This window comes from Streptomyces sp. GL_141 (genome assembly GCF_057834385.1).
Genome location: NZ_CM174402.1, coordinates 2,763,483 through 2,783,737, shown reverse-complemented (window position 1 = coordinate 2,783,737; position 20,255 = coordinate 2,763,483). Strand labels below are relative to the sequence as shown.

The window sequence follows — 20,255 nt, the reverse complement described above, 5'->3', positions numbered from 1 at the left end:
AGGAAGAAACCACCGTGCAACTCGAAGCGCACGCCCCGTCCGTACCGAAGACCCAGACCCTCTCCCCGCCCGCAGTCCCGGAGGACTCCACCTTGACTCCCCTCACCGCGCTGACCGCGCTCGACGACGCCATCGAGAACCTCGGCGTACCCGTCGCCTGTCGCACCTACGACCCCGAGGTCTTCTTCGCCGAGTCCCCGGCGGACGTCGAGTACGCCAAGTCCCTCTGCGGCACCTGCCCGCTGGTCGAGGCCTGCCTCGCCGGCGCGCTGGAGCGCCGCGAGCCCTGGGGTGTCTGGGGAGGCGAGCTCTTCGTCCAGGGTGTCGTCGTCGCCCGGAAGCGGCCCCGTGGCCGTCCGCGCAAGAACCCGGTTGTCGCGGCATGACCGCCAACGGAACCATCGACCGCCCCCTCACGCACGACCCCCTGAAGCAGGCCCTCATGTCCCCCCACGCCACCACGAGCGAGCAGCCGCACGGCTCCGCCACCGCAGACTTCATCACCGCCGGCGCGATCACCTCGCGTCAGAACAGGACCCGCGAAATGCAACTCATCCCAGAAGCCATGGCTCGTGCCCATATGGACGACCGCATGCGTGAGGTCGACGCCGAGCGTCGCGCCGTACGCCTGGTCACCGCGCGGCGCATGCAGCGTCGAGCCGAGCGCGTCTCGCTGCGCGCCCGGCGCGCGCTGGCCATGGCCGTCATGCACTAAGAGAGAGCCACACACGGCTCGGAGGAAACCACCGGGGGGACCGGCCCGAACGGGCCGGTCCCCCCGGTGCGTTGCGGACCGCCCACCGGCCCCCGCGGGGATATCGTCTGGAGGTGGACCAGCCGACTCCCCACCCGGCACCGCCGGGAACCGAGGCCCCGCCCGTCGTCTGTGCGCGCTGCGGCGCCCAGTCCCCGGCCGGCGCCCCGCCCACCTGGACCTGCTCCGTGGAGAACGGGACCAGACAGTACTTCTGCGTCGACTGCGCGCGTGCGAACCTCCGCGCCATCGAAGGCCGCCTCGACTCCTCCTGGTGGTGAGCGCCCGCCCGGGGCCGCCCGCCGCCGTCCGGCTCAGCCCTCGTCGGGCAGGAACCCCGGCAGCCAGGAGTCCAGTTCCTCGCGGAGCCTGACGGTCGCGCCCAGCTGGCACAGCACCCCTATGGTGCTCAGCGTCACCCGGTGGATCAGCAGGTAGGAGGGCGGCAGATTGATCTGCCGGCCCAACTGGTGCGCGGGGGAGCGGGGGTCGGCGATCCGCGCGGCCTGCCCGCGCAGCCAGGTCCGGGTGAAGGTGAACTCCTCGGCCTCCGCCGGTTCGAGCATCGGCCGCAGGTAGTCGAGCACCGCGTCGGCTTCCAGCTCGATGGACTCGCGCACGAACCCCTCCCCGCGCAGATGCCCGTAGACCCCCTCGGCGTCACCGTCCAGCGCCATCCGCAGCGACCGGCCGATGGGCTTGGGCCAGCCGCCCGGCAGCCGGTCCACCGTCCCGAAGTCCAGCACGCCCAGCCGCGTCCGGCCGTCCGCCCCGGAGATCAGCCGGAAGTTGCCCGGGTGCGGGTCGGCGTGCAGCAGCCCGGTGCGCGCGGGGCCGGAGAAGAGGAACCGGGCCAGCAGCTGCCCCGCACGGTCGCGCTCCTCCGGGGTGCCGTCGGCTATCACCTCCGACAGCGGGGTCCCCTCGATCCAGTCGGTCACCAGCACTTGGTCGCCCTGGTGCACCACGTCCGGCACGACCACGTCCTCGTCGCCCTCGAAGGCGTCCGCGTGCGTCCGCTGGGCCTCGGCCTCCAGCTCGTAGTCCAGCTCCTCCGAGACCCGGTCGCGCAGCTCCTTGATCAAGGGCTTGATGTCCATGCCCGGGATGAGCGGCCCCAGCAGCCCCGCGAACCGGCTCAGCTGCTTCAGGTCCGACAGCAGGGCCTCGCCGGCCCCCGGGTACTGGACCTTGACCGCCACCTGGCGGCCGTCGTGCCACACCGCCCGGTGCACCTGCCCGATCGAGGCCGCCGCGGCGGGCTTGTCCTCGAACTCCTCGAACAGCTCCCGCCAGTCCGCGCCGAGCCGCTCCGACAACACCTGGTGCACGGTGGCCGCGGGCAGCGGCGGGGCCGCCTCCTGAAGCTTCGTCAGCGCGGCCCGGTAGGGCCCGGCGACCTCCTCGGGCAGCGCCGACTCGAAGACCGAGAGCGCCTGGCCGAACTTCATGGCGCCCCCCTTCAGCTCTCCCAGCACACGGAACAGCTGCTCGGCGGTGCGCTGCTGGAGCTCGCGCGCCACTATCTCCGCCGACTTGCCGCCGATCCGCTTGCCGAGCCCCCAGGTGGCCCGGCCCGCTATGCCGAGCGGCAGCGCGGCCAGCTTGACGGTACGGGTGACCGCCTTCCGGGGAAGATCAGACATGCGCCCCTCCAATTCCCAGACAGCTGAGCCGTAAGCGGCGGTCCGGGGGAGTCCCCCGAAGGCCTTCCCGGCCAAAAGCATCCTGTCATGGCCCCCGGCCCGTGCCCCCTCCGCGTGTCCTGTCGCTCCAGCCCGGCGCGAGGCGGGAATCCAGCGGTCGGCAGACGGTGGCCGCCCCGGTGGGCCAGCATGGACGGACGGCGGGCCGCGTTCGGGTGGTGGAGGTGCTGGGGGATGGCGGGACGGGGACCTTCGAGGCAGGAGCTGATCCGGCGACGCCGTTCCGGCGGCTTCATCGGCAGGCAGAGCGAGGTGAACGCCTTCCGCGACGCCCTCCGCCAGCCCCCGGAGGAGGCGGCGCAGTTCCTCTTCCACGTCCGGGGCCCGGCGGGAGTCGGCAAGTCGACCCTGGTGCGGCACCTGGAGACCATCGCCCGCGAGGGCGGGGCGGTCACCGCGTACGTGGACGAGTCGGTCGCGGACGTCATCGAGACGATGGAAGTAGTCAGCGCCCAGTTCGCCCAGCGCGGCCTGACCATGAAGGCCTTCGACAAGCTGCTGGCCACCTATCGCCAGCGCCGGCACGAGGCCGACGCGGGAGTCCTCGCGGCCGGCACCGGACCCGATCCGGTGACCGGGGGCGCCCCGCCTCCGTCCCCTTCCACCGTGATCGCCTCGCAACTCGGCCTCGCCGGGCTCGGCATGATCCCGGGCGTAGGCGCGCTCACCGGCGTCGTCGACCCGAACCAGGTCGCCGCCGGCGCGGACCGGGTCAAGGCCCTCCTCAGCACCCGACTGCGCAACCACGGCGACGTAGAGCTGGTCCTCTCCCCGCTGGACACGCTCACCCCGGTGTTCCTCGAAGACCTCGCCGAGGCGGCACGCAAACACCCCTGGATCGTGCTGTTCTTCGACACCTACGAGCGCACCGGACCGATGCTGGACACCTGGCTCCGCGACGTGCTCGGCAGCGAACGCTACGGGGAGTTCCCCGCGAACGTACTGGTCACCCTGGCCGGGCAGTCGAATCTGGCCGCCCGCACCTGGGAGGACTGGCACGACCTGGTCACCGACTGGCCGCTGGAGGTCTTCACCGAGACCGAGGCACGCCGCCTCCTCACCGGGAAGGGGGTCACCGACGAGCGGGTCGTCGAGGTGATCCTGCGCCTGTCGGGCCGCCTTCCGGTCCTGGTCTCCACCCTGGCCGAGACACAGCCGGGCAGCGTGGAGGAGCTGGAGGAGATCGGGGACCCCAGCGGCACCGCCGTCGAGCGGTTCCTGAAGTGGGTGCCCGACCCCGCCCGCAGGGCCGCGGCCCTGGCCTGCGCCTTCCCGCAGGAGCTGGACGAGGACGTCTACCGGGCGGCCGTGGAGGAGGAGGCGGCCGAACTTTTCGGCTGGCTCCGGTCGATGCCCTTCGTCACCGACCGCTCCGGCCACTGCCGCTACCACGAGGTGGTCCGCGGCGCGATGCTGCGCCTGCAGCGCAGACAGTCCCCGATCCGGTGGGAGCAGCTCCACACCCGGCTGGCCGATGCCTTCCGGCGGCGCCGCGAGCACTTGGAGGCGGCGACGGCCCCGGCCGAGGGGTGGTGGTCGGACGAAACCTGGCGCGGCCACCGCCTGCAAGAGGCCTACCACCGCCTCTGCGCCGACCCCCGCACCACCCTCCCGGCCGTCCTGCGGGACCTCGTCGACGCCTACGGCCACGGCATCGCCACCCTCCGCCGCTGGATCGCGGTCCTCGCCGCAGCGGGCCGCGACACGGACTCCCAGGACCTGAACCGCTGGTCCGGGGAGCTCAGGGTGGCCTTGGATAAACCAGCCCCCAGCATTGAGGTGTTGACGCTGCTCCTGGCCCGTGCCGGACTCGACACCGACGGGCGGGCCAGGGCCCTGACCCTGCGCGGCCGGGACCACCGCGGTGCGCAGGAGTTCGCGCAGGCCCTGGCCGACTGCACCCAGGCTCTCGCCCTGTCTCCCCACGAGCTCACCCATTTCGGCAAGGGCAGGACCTACGAGCTCACACGGAGGTACGACGAGGCGATCGCCGAGTACACCCGGGCAGTCGAACTCGAGCCCCGTCACGTCATGAGCCTGGCCAACCGAGGGCTGCTGCACTACTCGTCGGGCAGGCACCAGGAGGCCCTGGCCGACTTCGACGTGGTGCTGGAGGTGGATCCGGAGCATCAGCTGGCGCTCACCGGACGCGGCGCGATCCACCATGCGGCGGCCCGTTACGAGGAGGCCTTGGCCGACTTCGCGCGGGCGGTGGTCATCCAACCCGGCAACGCCGCCTGGACCTTGGTGCACCGGGCAGGGACGTTCGAGTCGATGGGGCGCCACGAGGAGGCCTTCGACGACTTCGACCGGGCCATCGGGCTCGCCCCAGAGTACGCCTGGGCCTTCGCGAGCCGTGGGCGCGCCTCCCGTGATCTGGGTCGGTACGAGGAGGCCCTGGCCGACCTCACGCGGGCCACCGAGCTGGAGCCCGACGAGGCCTGGCCCATGGCCGGAAGGGCCGACGTCCACCAGATGGCCGGTCGGCTCGAAGAGGCCTTGGCGGACTACACCAGGGCCATCGAACTCGACCCGAGCCTCGGATCGGCCTTCGGCCTGAGGGGCAAGACGTTCCTGTCTCTGAAGCGGTACACCGAGGCCTTGGCCGACCTCGACAGTGCCATCGCACTGCTGCCGGACGTGGCATGGGTGTTCGACTTGCGCGCAAGGGTGTTCATGGGGCTCGGCTGGTTCGAGAGGGCGCTCGCCGACTTCGACCGAGTCGTCGAGATCGCCCCGGACGACAGCCGGGCCATCGAGAGGGGCGGCGGCTGCCACCGCATGCTGGGCGATTACGCGGCGGCTTTGGCCTCCTACGCCCGCGCGGACGAACTCCGTCCCGCTGACGTTTCCTTGCTCACCTCCCGCGGCGTGCTCCACCGTCTCCTCGGCCACCGGGAAGAGGCGTTCGCCGAACTCTCCCGCGCCACGGAGCTGGACCCCACCAAGGCCTGGACGCACTACGAACTGGCCGTAGTCATGGAAGCCCTCCGCCACCCGGACCGTGACCAGCACCTGACGCGCGTCGTCGAACTGCTGAGCCCCCTCCGTGCCCGAGAATGCCATGCATCCGCCGTGGGCAACCTCCTGCTCGCCCACTGCCTCTGGCCACGCTGGGAACAGGCCGAGCAGTATCTCGCGGAGTTCCTGGACGCCGACCCGGACCCGGGGGAGACGCGCGAACTGCTCATCGCTCTCCGCAGCCTCGTCCCCGTCGTCCCGGCGGCCGAGCCCCGGATCGAGGGGTTCTGCCAGGTACTCGAGGACCGGCTCACGGCCCCGCCTCCCCCATAGCCCCCTCATGCCCCCACCCCCTGCCCCGTCGGGACCTTCGCCGCCTCGCACGGGCAGTCGGGGTGGGGTTGGACCGGGGTGGACTGCCAGTCGAGGGTGGGGAGGGAGGCCTCCCAGCGGGTGGCGGTGGAGGCGGGGAGTTCGCCGTCGAGGAAGGACAGGGCGTGGGCCGCGGCCAGGCCGGCGACGGCGGTGGAGAGGCCCAGGTCGCAGGCGGCGGCGGTGCGGCGGCGGTGGGCCGAGCGCCACTGGACCAGCATGCGCGGCCAGGCCGGGTCCCGGTCGATCCGGTCGCGCTCCATGCAGCCGGCGCAGGCCGTGGCTCCGGGCAGGACCAGCGGCCCCACCAGCCCGGTGCCCTCCAGCACCCCCGCGTAGAGGTGAGGGGTGCCGGTGGTGACCCAGTCGGCCGCGGTCTGCGGATCGGGGGCCCAGGACTGCAGGCCGTCCCGGGGCGCGATCACCACCAGCGCGAGCCCCGGCTCCGGCCCCTCGCTCTCCCCGGTCCGCGGCCCGCGGCCGGGAGCCGCGTCGCGGACCGCCGTCCGCGCGGCCTCGGCGCGCAGCCGTCCCACGCTGCCGGGGCCCAGACCGCCGGGCGCCACGTCCGCGGGCTGCGTGCGGCCCCCGTCGAGCACCTCGACCCGGCCGATGCCCGCTCCCGCCAGGACCGAGGCGATCACCGCGCCCACCCTGCCGCTCCCGCGCACCTGAACCCGTATCACCCGGCGGGCGGCGACACCCTGTAAGTCCCCGCCCGGCCGGGGACGGACCAAGGACAGCGACCCCAGGTCCGGGCCGAGCCGCTCCAGGGCCTCCGGCCGGTCCCGCACCGCCTGGGCGCGGGGGCCGCCCGCGGTGGCGTCGTCGAGCAGCCCGGCCGCCGCCAGCCTCCGCACCACCTCGTCGACCCGGCCGTCCGGGAGCCCCATCCCCTTGCCCTCCGACCGGAGCAGCTCCATGCCCCGCGTTCCGTCGATCAGGTCGAGGAGCGAGCCCGTCGCCGTGTCCACCGGCGCGAGCACCACCGCGTGGGCGGGCGTCACACCGAATTGCACCGTCTGCAGATCCCGCCAGGCCCGTGCCAGCGCCGGCTTCACCTTCGGATACATCGCGGTCCTCCCTCGATTCGCGGTTCGATTCACGCGCCGCATTCCCTGAGGCCGCGTCGCTTTCCGCAAGATTGCCCGTCCCGCGAAAAGCCTGCGCAAGTTTGTCCACAGGTGAGGGGTATTAGGTATATGAAATGAATGCTGCCGCCGACTGCGCAACGGTTCGTGTTCGACCCGGGGAGGGGCGGGACTTCCGCCGCGGCGACCGGGTACCGTCATGGCGTGTCCGCCGATCCACCACAGCGCGCCGTCGAAGTCCGCCGGAGCGCACGCCGCCGAAGGACCGTATCCGCCTACCGCGAGGGTGATCGTACGGTCGTCCTCATCCCTGCCCGGATGTCCGAGGCCGAGGAGCAGCGCTGGGTGGGCGTCATGCTCGACAAGCTGGCGGCCCAGGAGAGCAAGCGCACCTTCGGGGACGCGGAACTCGCCGAGCGCGCCGAGCGTTTGTCCGAGCAGTACTTCGACGGCCGCGCCCGCCCCCGAACGGTCCGCTGGGTCACCAATCAGAACACCCGCTGGGGCTCCTGCACCCCGGCCGAGGGCAGCATCCGGCTCTCGCACCGCATCCAGGGAATGCCGGAGTACGTCGTCGACTACGTGCTGCTGCACGAGCTGGCGCACCTCCTCGTGCCCGGCCACGGCCCCGGTTTCTGGGAGCTGCTGGAGGCGTATCCGCGCACCGAGCGGGCGCGCGGGTACCTCGAAGGGGTCGTCGCCGCCGAACGCCTTCCGAAAGTCCCGGCCGCCCGGGAGGAATGATCCGTATTTGCCCGCTATGCGTCCGGGATGTCACGCCTCGTGATATGTACCGGGTCGGTACCGACTTGGCCGGATGTCCGAGGTTGGCGTTAGCCTGAGCGGCACGCATTCACAGTCGGGATGGGGGACGGTCTTACGTATGGCCAGGGAATTCCAACGCGGTCACAAGGCCAAAATCAGTGATCTGACGGCGGGCACGGACCTCTACGTGGGTGTCCAGATCGCCGGGCCCGGGCTCGCCATCGACATCAGCTGCTTCGGCCTCGACGCCAACGAACAGCTCTCGGACGACCGCTACTTCGTCTTCTTCAACCAGCCGAAGTCGCCGGAGGAGTCCATCCAGCAGCTCGGCACGCAGGCCGGCGACACGGAATCCTTCCGGGTGACCCTGGACCGCATTCCGGCCAACATCCACAAGCTCTCCTTCGCCGCCTCGATCGACGGCGCCGGACAGATGTCGCAGATCGGCCCCGGCTACATCCGCGTCGTGGCGGGCGGCGAGGAGGTCGTCCGGTACTCCTTCTCGGGCTCGGAGTTCAGCACCGAGCGCGCGCTGATGATCGGCGACTTCTACCTCAAGGACGTATGGCGCTTCGCCGCCGTCGGCCAGGGCTTCGACGGCGGGCTCGCCGCGCTGCTCCAGAACTTCGGCGGCGAGGTCGCCGAGGAGGAGCAGCCCGCGCCGCAGGCACAGGCTCCGGCCGGTGCGCCGGGCTTCGCCCCGCCCCCGCAGGCCGCCGCCCCGGCGCCGTCCTTCGGCGCTCCCGTCCAGGCGCAGCCCCCGGCCCCGGCACCCTCCTTCGGTGCGCCGCCCCAGGCGCCGGCGCCCGCGCAGGCCCCGGCGCAGGTCCCGGCCCCCGCGCCGTACCAGCAGCCCGTCCACGCGGCCCCCACCATGGCGGCGCCGATGGGCGCCCCCCTGGCCCCGCCCGCCCCCGCGCCCTACGGGCAGGTTCCGCCGCCGGCCCCGGCCCCCGCGCCGTACGGGCAGCAGCCGCAGCCCTCGTACGGCCAGGTCCCCGGCCAGCAGCAGCCCCCGTACGGCCAGCAGCCCGGCTTCGGCCAGCAGCCCCAGGGCTACGGCCAGGCCCCGCAGGCGGTGCCCGCCACCGGCGCCGGACTCGCGGCGGCCCTCCAGCCGTACAAGGAAGCCCCCACCGGCGCCCGCTGGACCCCGCAGAACCAGCAGCTCATGCGCGTCGACCTGGCCATGGGCGGCCAGGCCGTCCTCGCCCGCCAGGGCAGCATGGTCCTCTACCAGGGCAAGGTCGACTTCAGCTACAAGGGCGCGGGCTTCGCCGGCCGCGTCGTCGGCAACGCCACCGGCCAGGAGATGCAGCTGATGCGCTGCTCCGGCCGCGGGCAGATCTTCCTCGCGGAGAACGGCGCCCACCTGCACGCCATCGAGCTCCAGGGCGACGGCATCTGCGTCTCCGCCGAGAACGTCCTCGCCTTCGACGAGTCGCTCCAGCACGAGATCCGCCGCATCGAGGGCCACGGCATCCCGGGCGGCGCCCTGTTCACCATGCAGTTCCAGGGCACCGGCACGGTCATCGTCAAGACGCACGGCGTGCCCGTCGTCCTGCCCGTCACCCCGACCACCTTCGCGGACAGCAACGCCATCGTCGCGTGGTCCTCGGCTGCCCAGGTGATCATCTCCAGCCAGGTCCGGCTGCGCCGCAACGCCTACCCCGGCCACAGCGGGGAGACCGTGAACCTCCAGTTCCGCGGCGCTCCCGGCAACTTCATCGTCGTCCAGCCGTACGAGGTCTGAGGGAGCCCCACATGAATGCCATGAACGCTATGAACCAGCAGCTCGCGGGCTACGCCCCGACCCCCGTCACGGCCCGCATGGAGAACCACGGCCGCGCGATGCTCAAGGTCGCCATGCAGAGCGGCCAGGACCTCTTCGCGCGCACCGGATCGATGGTCGCCTACGAGGGCTTCGTGCAGTACGAGCCCAACCCGCCGGCCGTCCGCCAGATGGCCTCGGCGTGGCTCACCGGCGAGGGCGCCCCGCTGATGAAGGCCTCCGGCGACGGCCTGCTCTACCTCGCCGACTACGGCGCGGACGTCGTCGTGATCAACCTCAACAACGACTCGCTCTCCGTCAACGGCACCAACCTGCTCGCCTTCGACGCCCACCTCCAGTGGGGCGTCGAGCGGGTCAAGGGCATGGCCAAGTTCGCCGGCCAGGGCCTGTTCAACGTGTCGGTCGCCGGCACCGGCTGGGTCGCGATCACCTCGCGCGGCACGCCGATCGTGGTCGACTGCGGCCGTGGCGAGGACGAGACGTACGTCGACCCCGACGCGCTCGTCGCCTGGTCCCCGAACCTCAAGGTCAAGGGCAAGCGCAGCTTCAAGGCCTCGTCGATGATCGGCCGGGGCAGCGGGGAGGCCTACCAGATGGCCTTCTCCGGCCAGGGCATCGTCGTCGTACAGCCCAGCGAGGACAGCACCGACCGGCTCCGGGCCCGGGGCTGAGGGGGAGAAGACACACCATGCAGAGCTCACTTTTCGCCCACGCCGAGGCGCAGACCCAGGAGCGGTACGCCGTCCAGAACCCGCAGCTGCTGCGGGTCTCGCTGACCGGCTCCGACGACGTGCTCGCCCGCAAGGGCGCGATGGTCGCCTACCAGGGGATCATCGACTTCGACGGCGAGTACCAGAGCACCACCCAGCGCAATGCCCGCGCCCGCACCGGTGAGGGCCTCGACCTGATGCGCTGCTCCGGTCAGGGCACGGTCTACCTGGCCAACCTGGCGCAGTACGTCCACGTCGTGGACGTGGACCAGGAAGGCCTCACGGTCGACAGCAGCTACGTGCTGGCCCTGGACTCCACCCTGCACACCGAGGCCATCGCGGTGGACAGCCAGTACGGGATCTCCGGCTCCGGCAAGTACCAGCTCAACATCACCGGCCGTGGCAAGGTCGCGCTGATGACCTCCGGGCAGCCGCTGATGATGCAGGTCACGCCCGACAAGTACGTCAACGCCGACGCGGACGCCATCGTCGCCTGGTCCACCTCGCTGCGCGTGCAGATGCAGGCCCAGACGCACTCCACCGGCGTCTGGCGGCGGCGCGGCAACACCGGCGAGGGCTGGGAGCTGAGCTTCCTCGGCACCGGTTTCGCCCTGGTCCAGCCCAGCGAGGCGCTCCCGCCGCAGAACGCCCAGATCGGGCAGGGCGCGGCCGCGCAGTTCGGCATGGGCCAGCAGGGCGCCCACGCGCAGAACCAGAACAACGCCTGGAACTGATCCGGGTACGGACGGACGAACAGCAGGAAGGGGCGGCCCCGCCGATGCGGGGCCGCCCCTTCCTGCTGTTCCGGCCGGCTCAGAGCCGCGCCAGGGTCGCCTCCAACAGCCGCACCACCGAGGTGTCGGCCACCTCCGTCACCTCGGCGTACGAGAACCAGCGCAGGTCCAGCGACTCGTCGCTGATCGCTTCGACCGCCCCCGAAGGCGCCAGCACCGCGTACTGCACGTCCAGGTGCCAGTTGCACGGAGCCGGGATCGGGTGCCGGTCCAGGCGCACCGGACCGCCGGGCAGCAGGGCCAGCCCGGCGGTGATGCCGGACTCCTCGCGGGCCTCGCGCAGGGCCGCGTCGGCGAGGGTGGCGTCACCGGGCTCGCAGTGCCCGCCCATCTGGAGCCACATGCCCAGCTTCTTGTGCAGGGTCAGCAGGACGCGCTCGCGCTCCGGGTCGATCACCAGCGCACTGCCGGTGACGTGGCCCGCCTGGCAGGGCTTGTAGACCCCGTCGGGATGGGCCGCGAGGTGCTCCAGGTAGACGTCGCGCAGGTCGGGCTGGCCCTCGTAGCCCTTCAGGACGAGGACCGCGTCATCGTGCAGGGTCACTTGGTGTCGTCGCCGTCCTGCTCGCGCTTCTGGGCGGCCTCGCCCAGCATCTTGTCGATCTCGGAGAAGTCCAGCTGCTCGCGGTGCACGAACCCGTCCGGGTCGTCCAGGTCGGAAGCGGTCGGCAGCATGTCCGGGTGCTCCCACAGCCCGTCGCGCCCGTCCACGCCGCGCGCGTCGGTGAGCGAGGCCCACAGCCGCGAGGCGTCGCGCAGCCGGCGCGGCCGCAGCTCCAGCCCGATCAGCGTCGCGAAGGTCTGCTCCGCCGGGCCGCCCGAGGCGCGCCGCCGGCGCATGGTCTCGCGCATGGCGTCGGCCGAGGTCAGCCGGGGCTTGGCGGCCTCGTGCACGACCGCGTCCACCCAGCCCTCGACCAGCGCGAGCGCCGTCTCCAGCCGGGCCAGCGCGGCCTTCTGCTCGGGGGTGTCCTGCGGCTGGAACATGCCGCCCTGGAGTGCTTCCTGAAGCTGCTCCGGGTTCGACGGGTCGAGCTGGCCGACCACGTCCTCCAGCTTCGAGGTGTCGACCTTGATGCCCCGCGCGTACCCCTCGACCGCGCCGAACAGGTGCGAGCGCAGCCACGGCACGTGCGCGAAGAGGCGTGCGTGGGCGGCCTCGCGCAGCGCCAGGTACAGCCGGACCTCGTCGGAGGGGACGCCCAGGTCCTTGCCGAAGCTCTCGATGTTCAGCGGCAGCAGGGCGGCCTTGCCGGCCGGGCCCAGCGGGAGCCCGACGTCGGTCGAGCCGACGACCTCGCCCGCGAGGGTGCCCACGGCCTGGCCGATCTGCTGGCCGAACATGGCCCCGCCCATGGAGCGCATCATCCCGAGCAGCGGGCCCGCCATGGCCTGCATCTCCTCGGGCAGGACGCCGCCCATGGCCGCGCCGACCCGCTCGGCGACCGGGTCCACGAGCTCCTTCCACACCGGCAGGGTCGCCTCGACCCATTCGGCGCGGCTCCACGCCACGGCCGTGGCGGCGCCCGACGGAAGCGAGGTGACGCCGTCGAGCCAGTGGTCGGCGAGGCGCACGGCCTCCTCGACCGCCGACTTCTCGGCGAGGCCCACGCTGGCGTCCTTGACCCCGTCCGAGGTGCCCTGGGCCACGGTCTGGCGGGCGATGTCCTTGGCCATGTCCCAGTTGACCGGACCGCCCTCGTAGCTCAGCATCTGGCCGAGCTGCTGGAAGGCGGCGCCGAGGTCGTTCGGGTTCATGGAACCGAACATGGCCGCGAAGGGGTTGTCGGCGTCGCCGGCTCCGCCGGGCAGGCCCGTGCCGAACCCGAACGGATTCGGGCCGCTCTGACCGCCCTGGTTGCCCTTCTTCTTGCCCTCGTCGCCGTTGTCCGGCTCCTCGGGCGGAAGGCCGAATCCGAATGGGGTGTCGCTCACGGGTTTCCTCGGCTCGTAGGGCCGCCGGCGGGAGCCGACGGGCATGGGTTTCGACAACACCACCCAGCGTAGACACCAGACCCGCTTCCGGGCTCGGTGCTCCGCTGACTCCTGGGCTGCGGCAGGATGGACATCGACTGGTGGGTGCGCGTCACGGTGCGTCCCTACTGAAGACAACCGCTGGAGACGCCTGGTGAGTTCCCCAGATCCGCACGCTTTGGACGAGCAGGGCCCGGAAAACCGCCCTGAGCACGGCGAGGACGCCCAGGGCGTTCGCCGGACGCGAAACCCGGGCGGTTCCGCGCGCCGAGGCCCCGTGATCGCCGTGACCGGCGCCGCCTCCGGGGTGGGGGCGGCCCTGGTCGCCAGGCTGGCCGCGTCCGAGGAGGTCAAGCAGGTCGTCGCGATCGACGAGCGGCGCGGGGACTGCACGGACGCGCAGTGGCACCTCCTGGACGTACGGGACCCCGCGATCGCGGAGAAACTGCGCGGCTCGGACGTCGTGGTCCACCTGGCCCTCGACCTCGACCTGGAGACGGACCCGGCGGCTCGTACGGCGTACAACGTGCGGGGGACCCAGACCGTCCTCACCGCCGCCGCGGCGGCCGGAGTGCACCGGGTCGTGCTCTGCACCTCGGCCATGGTCTACGGGGCCCTGCCGGACAACGACATCCCGCTCTCCGAGGACGCCGAGCTGCGGGCCACCGCCGAGGCGACCGGCGTCGGCGACCTGCTGGAGATCGAGCGGCTGGGCCGCCGGGCTCCCCGCGCGCACCCCGGCCTGAACGTCACCGTGGTCCGCCCGGCCGTACTGGTCGGCGGCACGGACACCGCGCTGACCCGCTACTTCGAGTCCCCGCGCCTGCTGGTCGTGGCGGGCTCCCGCCCGACCTGGCAGTTCTGCCACGTCGAGGACCTGGTCAGCGCGCTGGAGTACGCGGCCCTGGAGAAGGTCGAAGGCGAGCTGGCGGTCGGCTGCGAGGGCTGGCTGGAGCAGGAGGAGGTCGAGGAGCTGAGCGGCATCCGCCGCATGGAGCTCCCGTCGGCCGTGGCCCTGGGCGCGGCGGCCAGGCTGCACCGGATCGGCCTCACCCCGTCCCCGGCCGGGGACCTCGCGTACACGATGCACCCGTGGGTGGTCAGCGTCAGCGGACTGCACGCGGCGGGATGGCGGCCGCGCTGGACCAACGAGGAGGTGCTGGCGGAGCTCCTCCAGGAGGTCGCGGGCCGACACACCGTCGCGGGGCGCCGGCTGGGCCGCAAGGACGCGACGGCCGCGGGGGCGGCGGGAGCCACCGTCGCGCTGCTGGGCGCCGCCGCCGCGATCCGCGCCGCGCGCCGGCGCCGGGGCATCTGACCCCGGCGGGGCTGAATGTGGCGGGGGTCGGCCCGTATGTGCGGGCCGACCCCGAAGACGGTCCTGGGCGCCGCCACCAGGCGATTTCTGTAGGAGGCTCCCAAGGGGGCCGGTGGGGCCCTGGTGAAACTGCTATTCCGCCGGGTCGGCGGCTAGGGCACGATGGAAGGTATGGCACCGCACTTCGACCACCCCGGCGAGCACGCCGCTCCGGACCCGATCCGGCTGCTCGAAATCCGTGAGACCCCGCTCTCGCTCGACGAGGTCTTCCAGGCCGTCGGCGACGATGCGTCGGGCGGTACGACGCTCTTCGTCGGCACGGTGCGCAACCACGACAGCGGGGCGGACGTCGACCAGCTCGGCTACTCCTGCCACCCCTCGGCGGAGGCGGAGATGCGCCGCGTCGCCGAGCGCGTCGTGGAGAAGTACCCGGTCCGCGCCCTCGCCGCCGTCCACCGCATCGGCGACCTGGCCGTCGGCGACATCGCGGTGATCGTCGCCGTCTCCTGCCCGCACCGCGGCGAGGCCTTCGAGGCCTCCCGGATGCTGATCGACGACCTCAAGCACGAGGTCCCGATCTGGAAGCACCAGACCTTCTCGGACGGCACGGAGGAGTGGGTCGGCGCCTGCTGAGGCAGGGGCCGGGGCCCGCCGATTGCCCCGTTCGGACGCGCAACACGCCCTCGATTTGCGTAACCCCCTCCCGGGCAGCAGCGTTGAAGCCACCAACAACACGTACTTCGGGGTAGGGAGACACGCCCATGGCGTCTTTGGCGTGGTTGCTGATTCCGCTGTTCGCCGCGATCGGAGCGGCGATATGGGGCAGCTGGGCGGCACGCGACCGCACGACCGGTGACATATCCGAGCTCGCGGGCTACGCGCGGTTCCGCGAGGCCATGGGCCAGAGCGAACCGGGCGCGGCGAAGGCGGACGTGGAGGCGCAGCGCAAGAAGGACACCGTCGACTCCGTCTGACGCGGCGCCGGGCCCCCGTACGGACCGGCCCCGGGGGCCGCTCGTCAGGCCCGTCACGTACTGTCGATCCATGCCACGCCGCACTGCGACGATGCTCGCCTCCACCCTCATGCTCTTCGCGCTGCTCTGCGCGGGAGTGTTCATGAAGGCCCCGTACTCCGAGATGAGCCCGGGCCCGACCGTGAACACGCTCGGGGACTCGCACGGCGAGCCCGTCCTGAACATCTCGGGGCACAAGACGTACCCGACCACCGGGCACCTGAACATGACGACGGTCCGCGTCACCGGCGCGGACTACGACATGAACCTGCTGGAGGCCGTGTACGGCTGGGCCGCGGGCGACAACATCGTCGTACCGCACGAGAACCTGTACCCGGACGGCAAGACGGAGCAGGAGTCCACGCAGGAGAACGCCGAGGAGTTCAGCCAGTCGCAGGAGAGCGCCAAGGTGGCCGCCCTCAAGCAGCTCGGCATCCCGGTCGCCGCCCGCGTGATCGTCGCCTCCGTGGTCAAGGGCAGTCCCTCCGAGGGCAAGCTGCACGCCGGAGACGTCATCAAGGCCGTGGACGGGACCCCCGTCAACGCTCCCGAGGACGTGGCCAAGCTGGTCACCAAGCACAATCCCGGCGAGCCCGTCGAGTTCACCATCGTGCCCGCGGCCGAGGCCGCCGAGGCCGAGAAGGCGCACCGCGAGCCCACCGGCACGACGAAGGTCCCGATCATCGCGGGCAAGGCGGAGGGCGACGGTCACGCCATCGTCGGCATCCGGGCCGGCACCGACCACACCTTCCCGTTCACCATCGACATCAAGCTCGCCGACGTCGGCGGCCCCAGCGCCGGGCTGATGTTCGCGCTCGGCATCGTCGACAAGCTCTCCCCGGAGAACCTGACCGGCGGCAAGTTCGTCGCCGGCACCGGCACCATCGACGACGCGGGCAAGGTCGGCCCGATCGGCGGCATCCAGATGAAGACCATCGGCGCCCGCCAGGCCGGTGCCCAGTACTTCCTGACGCCCGCCGAGAACTGCGCCTCCGCCGCGAGCGACGTGCCCGACGGGCTGACGCTCGTCAAGGTCTCCACCATCGACGACGCCGTGAAGGCGCTGGAGAAGATCAGCAAGGGGGACACGGCCGGACTGACGCAGTGCAGCGTCAAGCCCTGACCGCGTCCCGCGAGCGACGCGCCCGGTAGAGGAAGGCCGCGCCCGGTCGAGGAAGGCCGCGGCTAGTCGAGGAAGGTCGCGGCCAGCGCCTCGGCGAGCCCCGGCACCAGCGTCGCGCCGGTCAGCACCTCGTTCGCCGAGTCCTTGTCCCGCAGCCGTACGGCCGACTCCCGCGAGCCGTCGCGCAGGACGCCCACGGTCAGCCGCACCTCCTGGCGCTCGGGGTGGCCGGCGACCCACTTGGCGAGCTGCTTGTCGGTGAGCCCCTCCGGTACGGAGGACTCCGCGGACGGCGGCAGCATCAGCCGCTCCACGGTCAGCGCGCAGCCGAGGATCGAGTCGGGCCAGGCGATGGTGCCCAGGAACTTGTCCAGCGGGGTCCCGGCCGGCACCTCGTCCTGCTCGATCGGGGTGAGCTGGTTCTTGCCCGCGTCGTCCTGGTCGAGGCCGAGCTGGCGGGCGACGCCCGGAGCCTGCTTGCGCAGCTTGGCCGTGTCGACCAGGGCGAAGAGCCGGGCGGGCTTGTCCCAGCCGAGGGTGGAGGCGTACTCGTCGATTTCGAGGACGGCACGGGTCAGCGGGCTTGCCGCCATTGGGGTGCCGGGGGACGGCGAAAGGTTGGACATGGGCAACATCCTGCCTCCTTTCCACCGGATACCGGGAACTGACTAAAGCCTCAGTAAGTTGCATGAGTGGGCTCTACGATCGGGGGCCCATGCTTTGAAAAATCTCAGCATCACTTACACACAGCGACTTTCGAGGTGCGCACCTTGGCTTTCCAGATGCCGGACCGCGGCGGAGGCCCCTCCGGGCCACGGATGAGAGTCGGCCGCCCGTCCCGGCGCGCCCGGACTCTTCTGATGACCTTGGGCGTGCTGGCCGTCCTGGCCATGGCGTTCATCATGTTCGCCGGCTTCTGGACGGACTGGCTCTGGTTCCGCTCCGTCGACTACTCCACCGTCTTCACCACCACCCTGTGGACCAAGGTCGGCCTCTTCGCCGTCTTCGGCCTCCTCATGGCCGGTGCCGTCGGGCTGAACATCTGGCTGGCGCACCGGCTGCGGCCGCCGCTCAGCGCGATGTCGATGGAGCAGCAGAGCCTCGACCGCTACCGGATGACCGTCGCGCCGTACCGCAAGTGGCTGCTGCTCGGCATCTCCGCACTGGTCGGCCTGATCGCGGGCGCCTCGGCGGCGGGCCAGTGGAAGACCTGGCTGATGTACGTGAACGGGGTGCCCTTCGGCACGAAGGACCCCCAGTTCAACCTGGACGTGTCGTTCTACACCTTCGACCTGCCCTGGTACCGCTTCCTGCTCGGCTTCGGCTTCGCCGCCGTCGTGCTCTCGGTGATCGCCGCCGCCGTCGTGCACTACCTCTACGGAGGACTGCGCGTCACCAGCCCCGGTGCCCGGGCCACCGCCGCGGCGACCGGCCACCTGTCGGTGCTGCTCGGCCTCTTCGTCACGCTCAAGGCGGTCGCGTACTGGCTCGACCGGTACGGCCTCGCCGTGAAGTCCAGCGACTTCAAGGCCGCGGACAACTGGACCGGCCTGCGCTACGTCGACGCCAACGCGTACCTGCCGGCCAAGACGATCCTCGTCGCCATCGCGGCGATCTGCGCGGTGCTGTTCTTCGCGACGCTGTGGCGCCGCACCTGGCAGCTCCCGGTCATCGGCTTCGGCCTGATGGTGCTCTCGGCGATCCTGATCGGCGGGCTGTACCCGGCGATCGTGCAGAAGTTCCAGGTCCAGCCGAACGAGCAGGCCAAGGAATCCCCGTACGTCCAGAAGAACATCAAGGCGACGCGCGACGCCTACGGGGTCGCCGACGCCTCGGTCACGGACTACCCGGGCCTGCCGGACCCCAACGCGGACAAGAAGAAGCTCCGCCAGGACGCCAACACCACGGCGAGCATCCGCCTGCTCGACCCGAACATCGTGTCCCCGGCCTTCCAGCAGCTCCAGCAGAACAAGGGCTACTACGGTTTCCCGGCCACGCTGGCGGTCGACCGGTACAAGGGCCAGGACACGGTCATCGGGCTCCGTGAGATCAACCTCGCGGGCATCCCGAAGAACAACTGGATCAACGACCACTTCCGTTACACCCACGGATACGGCGTGGTCGCGGCCAAGGGCACCGAGGTGACGGCGAACGGCGAGCCGCTGTTCACCGAGTCGGGCCTGCCGGCGAAGGGCGACCTCGGGGACTACGAGCAGCGGATCTACTACGGCGAGCAGACGAAGCAGTACTCGATCGTCGGCGGACCGCAGAAGGAGCTCGACTACGCCAACGACGCGGGCGAGAAGGAGACCACCTACCAGGGCGACAGCGGGGTGAGCCTGGGCAACCCGGTCAACCGGGCCGCGTACGCCCTGGCCTTCAGCGAGCCGCAGATCCTCTACTCCGGGGCCATCGACGACAAGTCGAAGATCCTCTACAACCGCACGCCCAAGGCCCGGGTCGAGGCGGTCGCCCCGTGGCTGACGATCGACGGAGCCGTGTACCCGGCGGTGATCGACGGCCGGGTCCAGTGGATCGTGGACGCCTACACCACCACCAACGGCTACCCCTACGCGTCCCGCACCCAGCTCGGGGACACGACGGCGGACTCGCTGACCAACTCCCAGCGCGCCGTGGTCGCGCAGGAGAACCAGGTCAACTACATCCGGAACTCGGTGAAGGCCACCGTCGACGCCTACGACGGCACGGTGAAGCTGTACCAGTGGGACGCCAAGGACCCGGTCCTCAAGACCTGGATGAAGGCCTTCCCCGGCACGGTGAAGGACAAGAAGGAGATCTCGCCGGCCCTGATGGAGCACCTGCGCTACCCGCAGGACCTCTTCAAGGTCCAGCGTGAGCTGCTGACCCGCTACCACGTCACGGACCCGCAGACCTTCCTCAGCGGCAGCGAGGTCTGGGCGGTGCCGGACGACCCGACCACCAAGGCGGGTACGGCGGTCCCGCCGTACTACCTCTCCATGAAGATGCCGGGCCAGAAGGATGCCAACCAGGCCTTCTCGCTCACCACGACGCTCACGCCGAACGGCAGGGACAACCTGAGCGCCTTCATGGCGGTCAACGCCGATCCCACCACCGCGGACTACGGCAAGATCCAGCTGCTGAAGCTGCCCACCCAGAACCCGGTGGACGGCCCGAAGCTCGTCCAGGCGAGATTCAACTCCAAGCCGGAGATCGCCCAGGAGATCAACATCCTGAGCCGGGGCGACTCCCAGGTGGAGTACGGCAACCTGCTCACGGTCCCCCTCGACAAGGGAATGCTCTACGTCGAGCCGGTGTACGTGCGCGGCGGCGGTCTCAAGTACCCGCTGCTGAAGAAGGTCCTGGTGACCTACGGGGACCAGACGGCCTTCGAGGACACGCTGGAGAAGGCACTGAACGTGGTGTTCGGGGCCGAGTCGGCGACCCCGCCCCCGGGTGACGGAACGACCACTCCGCCGGGCGACGGGACCACCCCGCCGCCGACCAGCCAGGACCCGACGGTCAAGGCGGCCCTGGCCGATGCGCAGAAGGCGGTCGAGGCCGCCGACAAGGCGCTCAAGGCCGGCGACTGGGCGGCGTACGGCAAGGCCCAGAGCGATCTGCAGGCCGCGCTGAAGCGGGCGATCGAGGCCGAGGCGAAGGTGCCGGCGCCCGCGCCGACCCCCAGCGGATAGCGGTAATGGTTCCACCCCGCGTCGTGCTACTGTTGGTTTACCGACGCGGGGTGGAGCAGCTCGGTAGCTCGCTGGGCTCATAACCCAGAGGTCGCAGGTTCAAATCCTGTCCCCGCTACTGAAGACGAAGGCCCGGATCCGATGGATCCGGGCCTTCGTCATGCCCAATCGAGTTTTTCGCCGACGCGGGGTCACTGGGGTGGGTGAG

At 71.3% G+C, this 20,255-nt stretch carries 18 protein-coding genes and 1 tRNA gene; 14 read left to right on the top strand and 5 right to left on the bottom strand.

All coding sequences use genetic code 11. The features are described from left to right. The first annotated feature begins 14 nt into the window (after positions 1–14). The 3 genes from AC3IX6_RS11775 (at position 15) to AC3IX6_RS11765 (ending at position 1,035) form a co-directional block, all read left to right on the top strand. Complete coding sequence (locus AC3IX6_RS11775) at positions 15–386, top strand: WhiB family transcriptional regulator (protein WP_214949242.1); 372 nt, start codon at positions 15–17, stop codon at positions 384–386. Beyond that, on the top strand, positions 383–715 hold the full coding sequence (locus AC3IX6_RS11770; RefSeq protein WP_489370074.1) for a hypothetical protein: 333 nt from the start codon (positions 383–385) through the stop codon (positions 713–715). Before AC3IX6_RS11775 ends, AC3IX6_RS11770 begins: the two co-directional genes overlap by 4 nt. Positions 716–828: 113 nt before the next feature. After that, on the top strand, positions 829–1,035 hold the full coding sequence (locus AC3IX6_RS11765) for a hypothetical protein (RefSeq protein WP_489370073.1): 207 nt from the start codon (positions 829–831) through the stop codon (positions 1,033–1,035). A 33-nt stretch (positions 1,036–1,068) separates the two neighbouring features. Here the strand turns inward: AC3IX6_RS11765 and AC3IX6_RS11760 are convergent, their stop codons facing one another. Then, complete coding sequence (locus tag AC3IX6_RS11760) at positions 1,069–2,400, bottom strand: ABC1 kinase family protein (protein ID WP_489370072.1); 1,332 nt, start codon at positions 2,398–2,400, stop codon at positions 1,069–1,071. A gap of 234 nt (positions 2,401–2,634) precedes the next feature. On the opposite strand from AC3IX6_RS11760, the gene AC3IX6_RS11755 reads away from it, so the two are divergent. Next, on the top strand, positions 2,635–5,754 hold the full coding sequence (locus AC3IX6_RS11755; RefSeq protein ID WP_489370071.1) for a tetratricopeptide repeat protein: 3,120 nt from the start codon (positions 2,635–2,637) through the stop codon (positions 5,752–5,754). Positions 5,755–5,759: 5 nt separating this feature from the next. Here AC3IX6_RS11755 and AC3IX6_RS11750 read toward each other — a convergent pair whose 3' ends face one another. After that, positions 5,760–6,866, bottom strand: a complete 1,107-nt coding sequence (locus AC3IX6_RS11750; protein ID WP_489370070.1) for a TOMM precursor leader peptide-binding protein — start codon at positions 6,864–6,866, stop codon at positions 5,760–5,762. A 138-nt stretch (positions 6,867–7,004) separates the two neighbouring features. On the opposite strand from AC3IX6_RS11750, the gene AC3IX6_RS11745 reads away from it, so the two are divergent. The 4 genes from AC3IX6_RS11745 to AC3IX6_RS11730 all read left to right on the top strand — a co-directional run bounded on the left by AC3IX6_RS11745 (position 7,005) and on the right by AC3IX6_RS11730 (position 10,885). Further along, entirely contained in the window at positions 7,005–7,628 is a 624-nt protein-coding gene (locus AC3IX6_RS11745) for a M48 metallopeptidase family protein (RefSeq protein ID WP_489370069.1), read from the top strand. 139 nt (positions 7,629–7,767) lie between these two features. Next, positions 7,768–9,402, top strand: a complete 1,635-nt coding sequence (locus AC3IX6_RS11740; protein ID WP_489370068.1) for a TerD family protein — start codon at positions 7,768–7,770, stop codon at positions 9,400–9,402. A gap of 29 nt (positions 9,403–9,431) precedes the next feature. Beyond that, the gene (locus tag AC3IX6_RS11735) at positions 9,432–10,112 is read left to right on the top strand and encodes an AIM24 family protein (protein WP_489371416.1); all 681 of its coding nucleotides are present in this window, start codon (positions 9,432–9,434) and stop codon (positions 10,110–10,112) included. Positions 10,113–10,129: 17 nt separating this feature from the next. Further along, a complete protein-coding gene (locus AC3IX6_RS11730; RefSeq protein WP_489370067.1) occupies positions 10,130–10,885 on the top strand; it encodes an AIM24 family protein in 756 nt (251 codons plus the stop codon). Positions 10,886–10,964: 79 nt separating this feature from the next. Here the strand turns inward: AC3IX6_RS11730 and AC3IX6_RS11725 are convergent, their stop codons facing one another. After that, complete coding sequence (locus AC3IX6_RS11725) at positions 10,965–11,489, bottom strand: NUDIX hydrolase (protein WP_489370066.1); 525 nt, start codon at positions 11,487–11,489, stop codon at positions 10,965–10,967. Then, a complete protein-coding gene (locus tag AC3IX6_RS11720) occupies positions 11,486–12,880 on the bottom strand; it encodes a zinc-dependent metalloprotease (protein ID WP_489370065.1) in 1,395 nt (464 codons plus the stop codon). Before AC3IX6_RS11720 ends, AC3IX6_RS11725 begins: the two co-directional genes overlap by 4 nt. Before the next feature lie 193 nt (positions 12,881–13,073). Between AC3IX6_RS11720 and AC3IX6_RS11715 the strand changes: the two genes are divergently transcribed. The 4 genes from AC3IX6_RS11715 to AC3IX6_RS11700 all read left to right on the top strand — a co-directional run bounded on the left by AC3IX6_RS11715 (position 13,074) and on the right by AC3IX6_RS11700 (position 16,373). Continuing rightward, positions 13,074–14,237, top strand: coding sequence for an SDR family oxidoreductase (locus AC3IX6_RS11715; RefSeq protein WP_489370064.1), 1,164 nt, complete (start codon positions 13,074–13,076; stop codon positions 14,235–14,237). A 171-nt stretch (positions 14,238–14,408) separates the two neighbouring features. Further along, the gene (locus AC3IX6_RS11710; protein ID WP_489370063.1) at positions 14,409–14,870 is read left to right on the top strand and encodes a molybdenum cofactor biosynthesis protein MoaE; all 462 of its coding nucleotides are present in this window, start codon (positions 14,409–14,411) and stop codon (positions 14,868–14,870) included. A gap of 128 nt (positions 14,871–14,998) precedes the next feature. Next, a complete protein-coding gene (locus AC3IX6_RS11705; protein ID WP_489370062.1) occupies positions 14,999–15,211 on the top strand; it encodes a hypothetical protein in 213 nt (70 codons plus the stop codon). Between the two features lie 70 nt (positions 15,212–15,281). Beyond that, positions 15,282–16,373, top strand: coding sequence for a YlbL family protein (locus AC3IX6_RS11700; protein WP_489370061.1), 1,092 nt, complete (start codon positions 15,282–15,284; stop codon positions 16,371–16,373). A 62-nt stretch (positions 16,374–16,435) separates the two neighbouring features. Here AC3IX6_RS11700 and AC3IX6_RS11695 read toward each other — a convergent pair whose 3' ends face one another. Beyond that, positions 16,436–17,008: a PPA1309 family protein gene (locus AC3IX6_RS11695; RefSeq protein ID WP_489370060.1), complete on the bottom strand. Its 573-nt coding sequence runs from the start codon at positions 17,006–17,008 to the stop codon at positions 16,436–16,438. A 126-nt stretch (positions 17,009–17,134) separates the two neighbouring features. Here AC3IX6_RS11695 and AC3IX6_RS11690 point away from each other — a divergent pair, with 126 nt between their 5' ends. Beyond that, positions 17,135–20,047, top strand: a complete 2,913-nt coding sequence (locus tag AC3IX6_RS11690; RefSeq protein WP_489370059.1) for a UPF0182 family membrane protein — start codon at positions 17,135–17,137, stop codon at positions 20,045–20,047. A gap of 44 nt (positions 20,048–20,091) precedes the next feature. Continuing rightward, positions 20,092–20,165: transfer RNA gene (locus AC3IX6_RS11685), tRNA-Met, on the top strand. Positions 20,166–20,255: the final 90 nt, after the last annotated feature.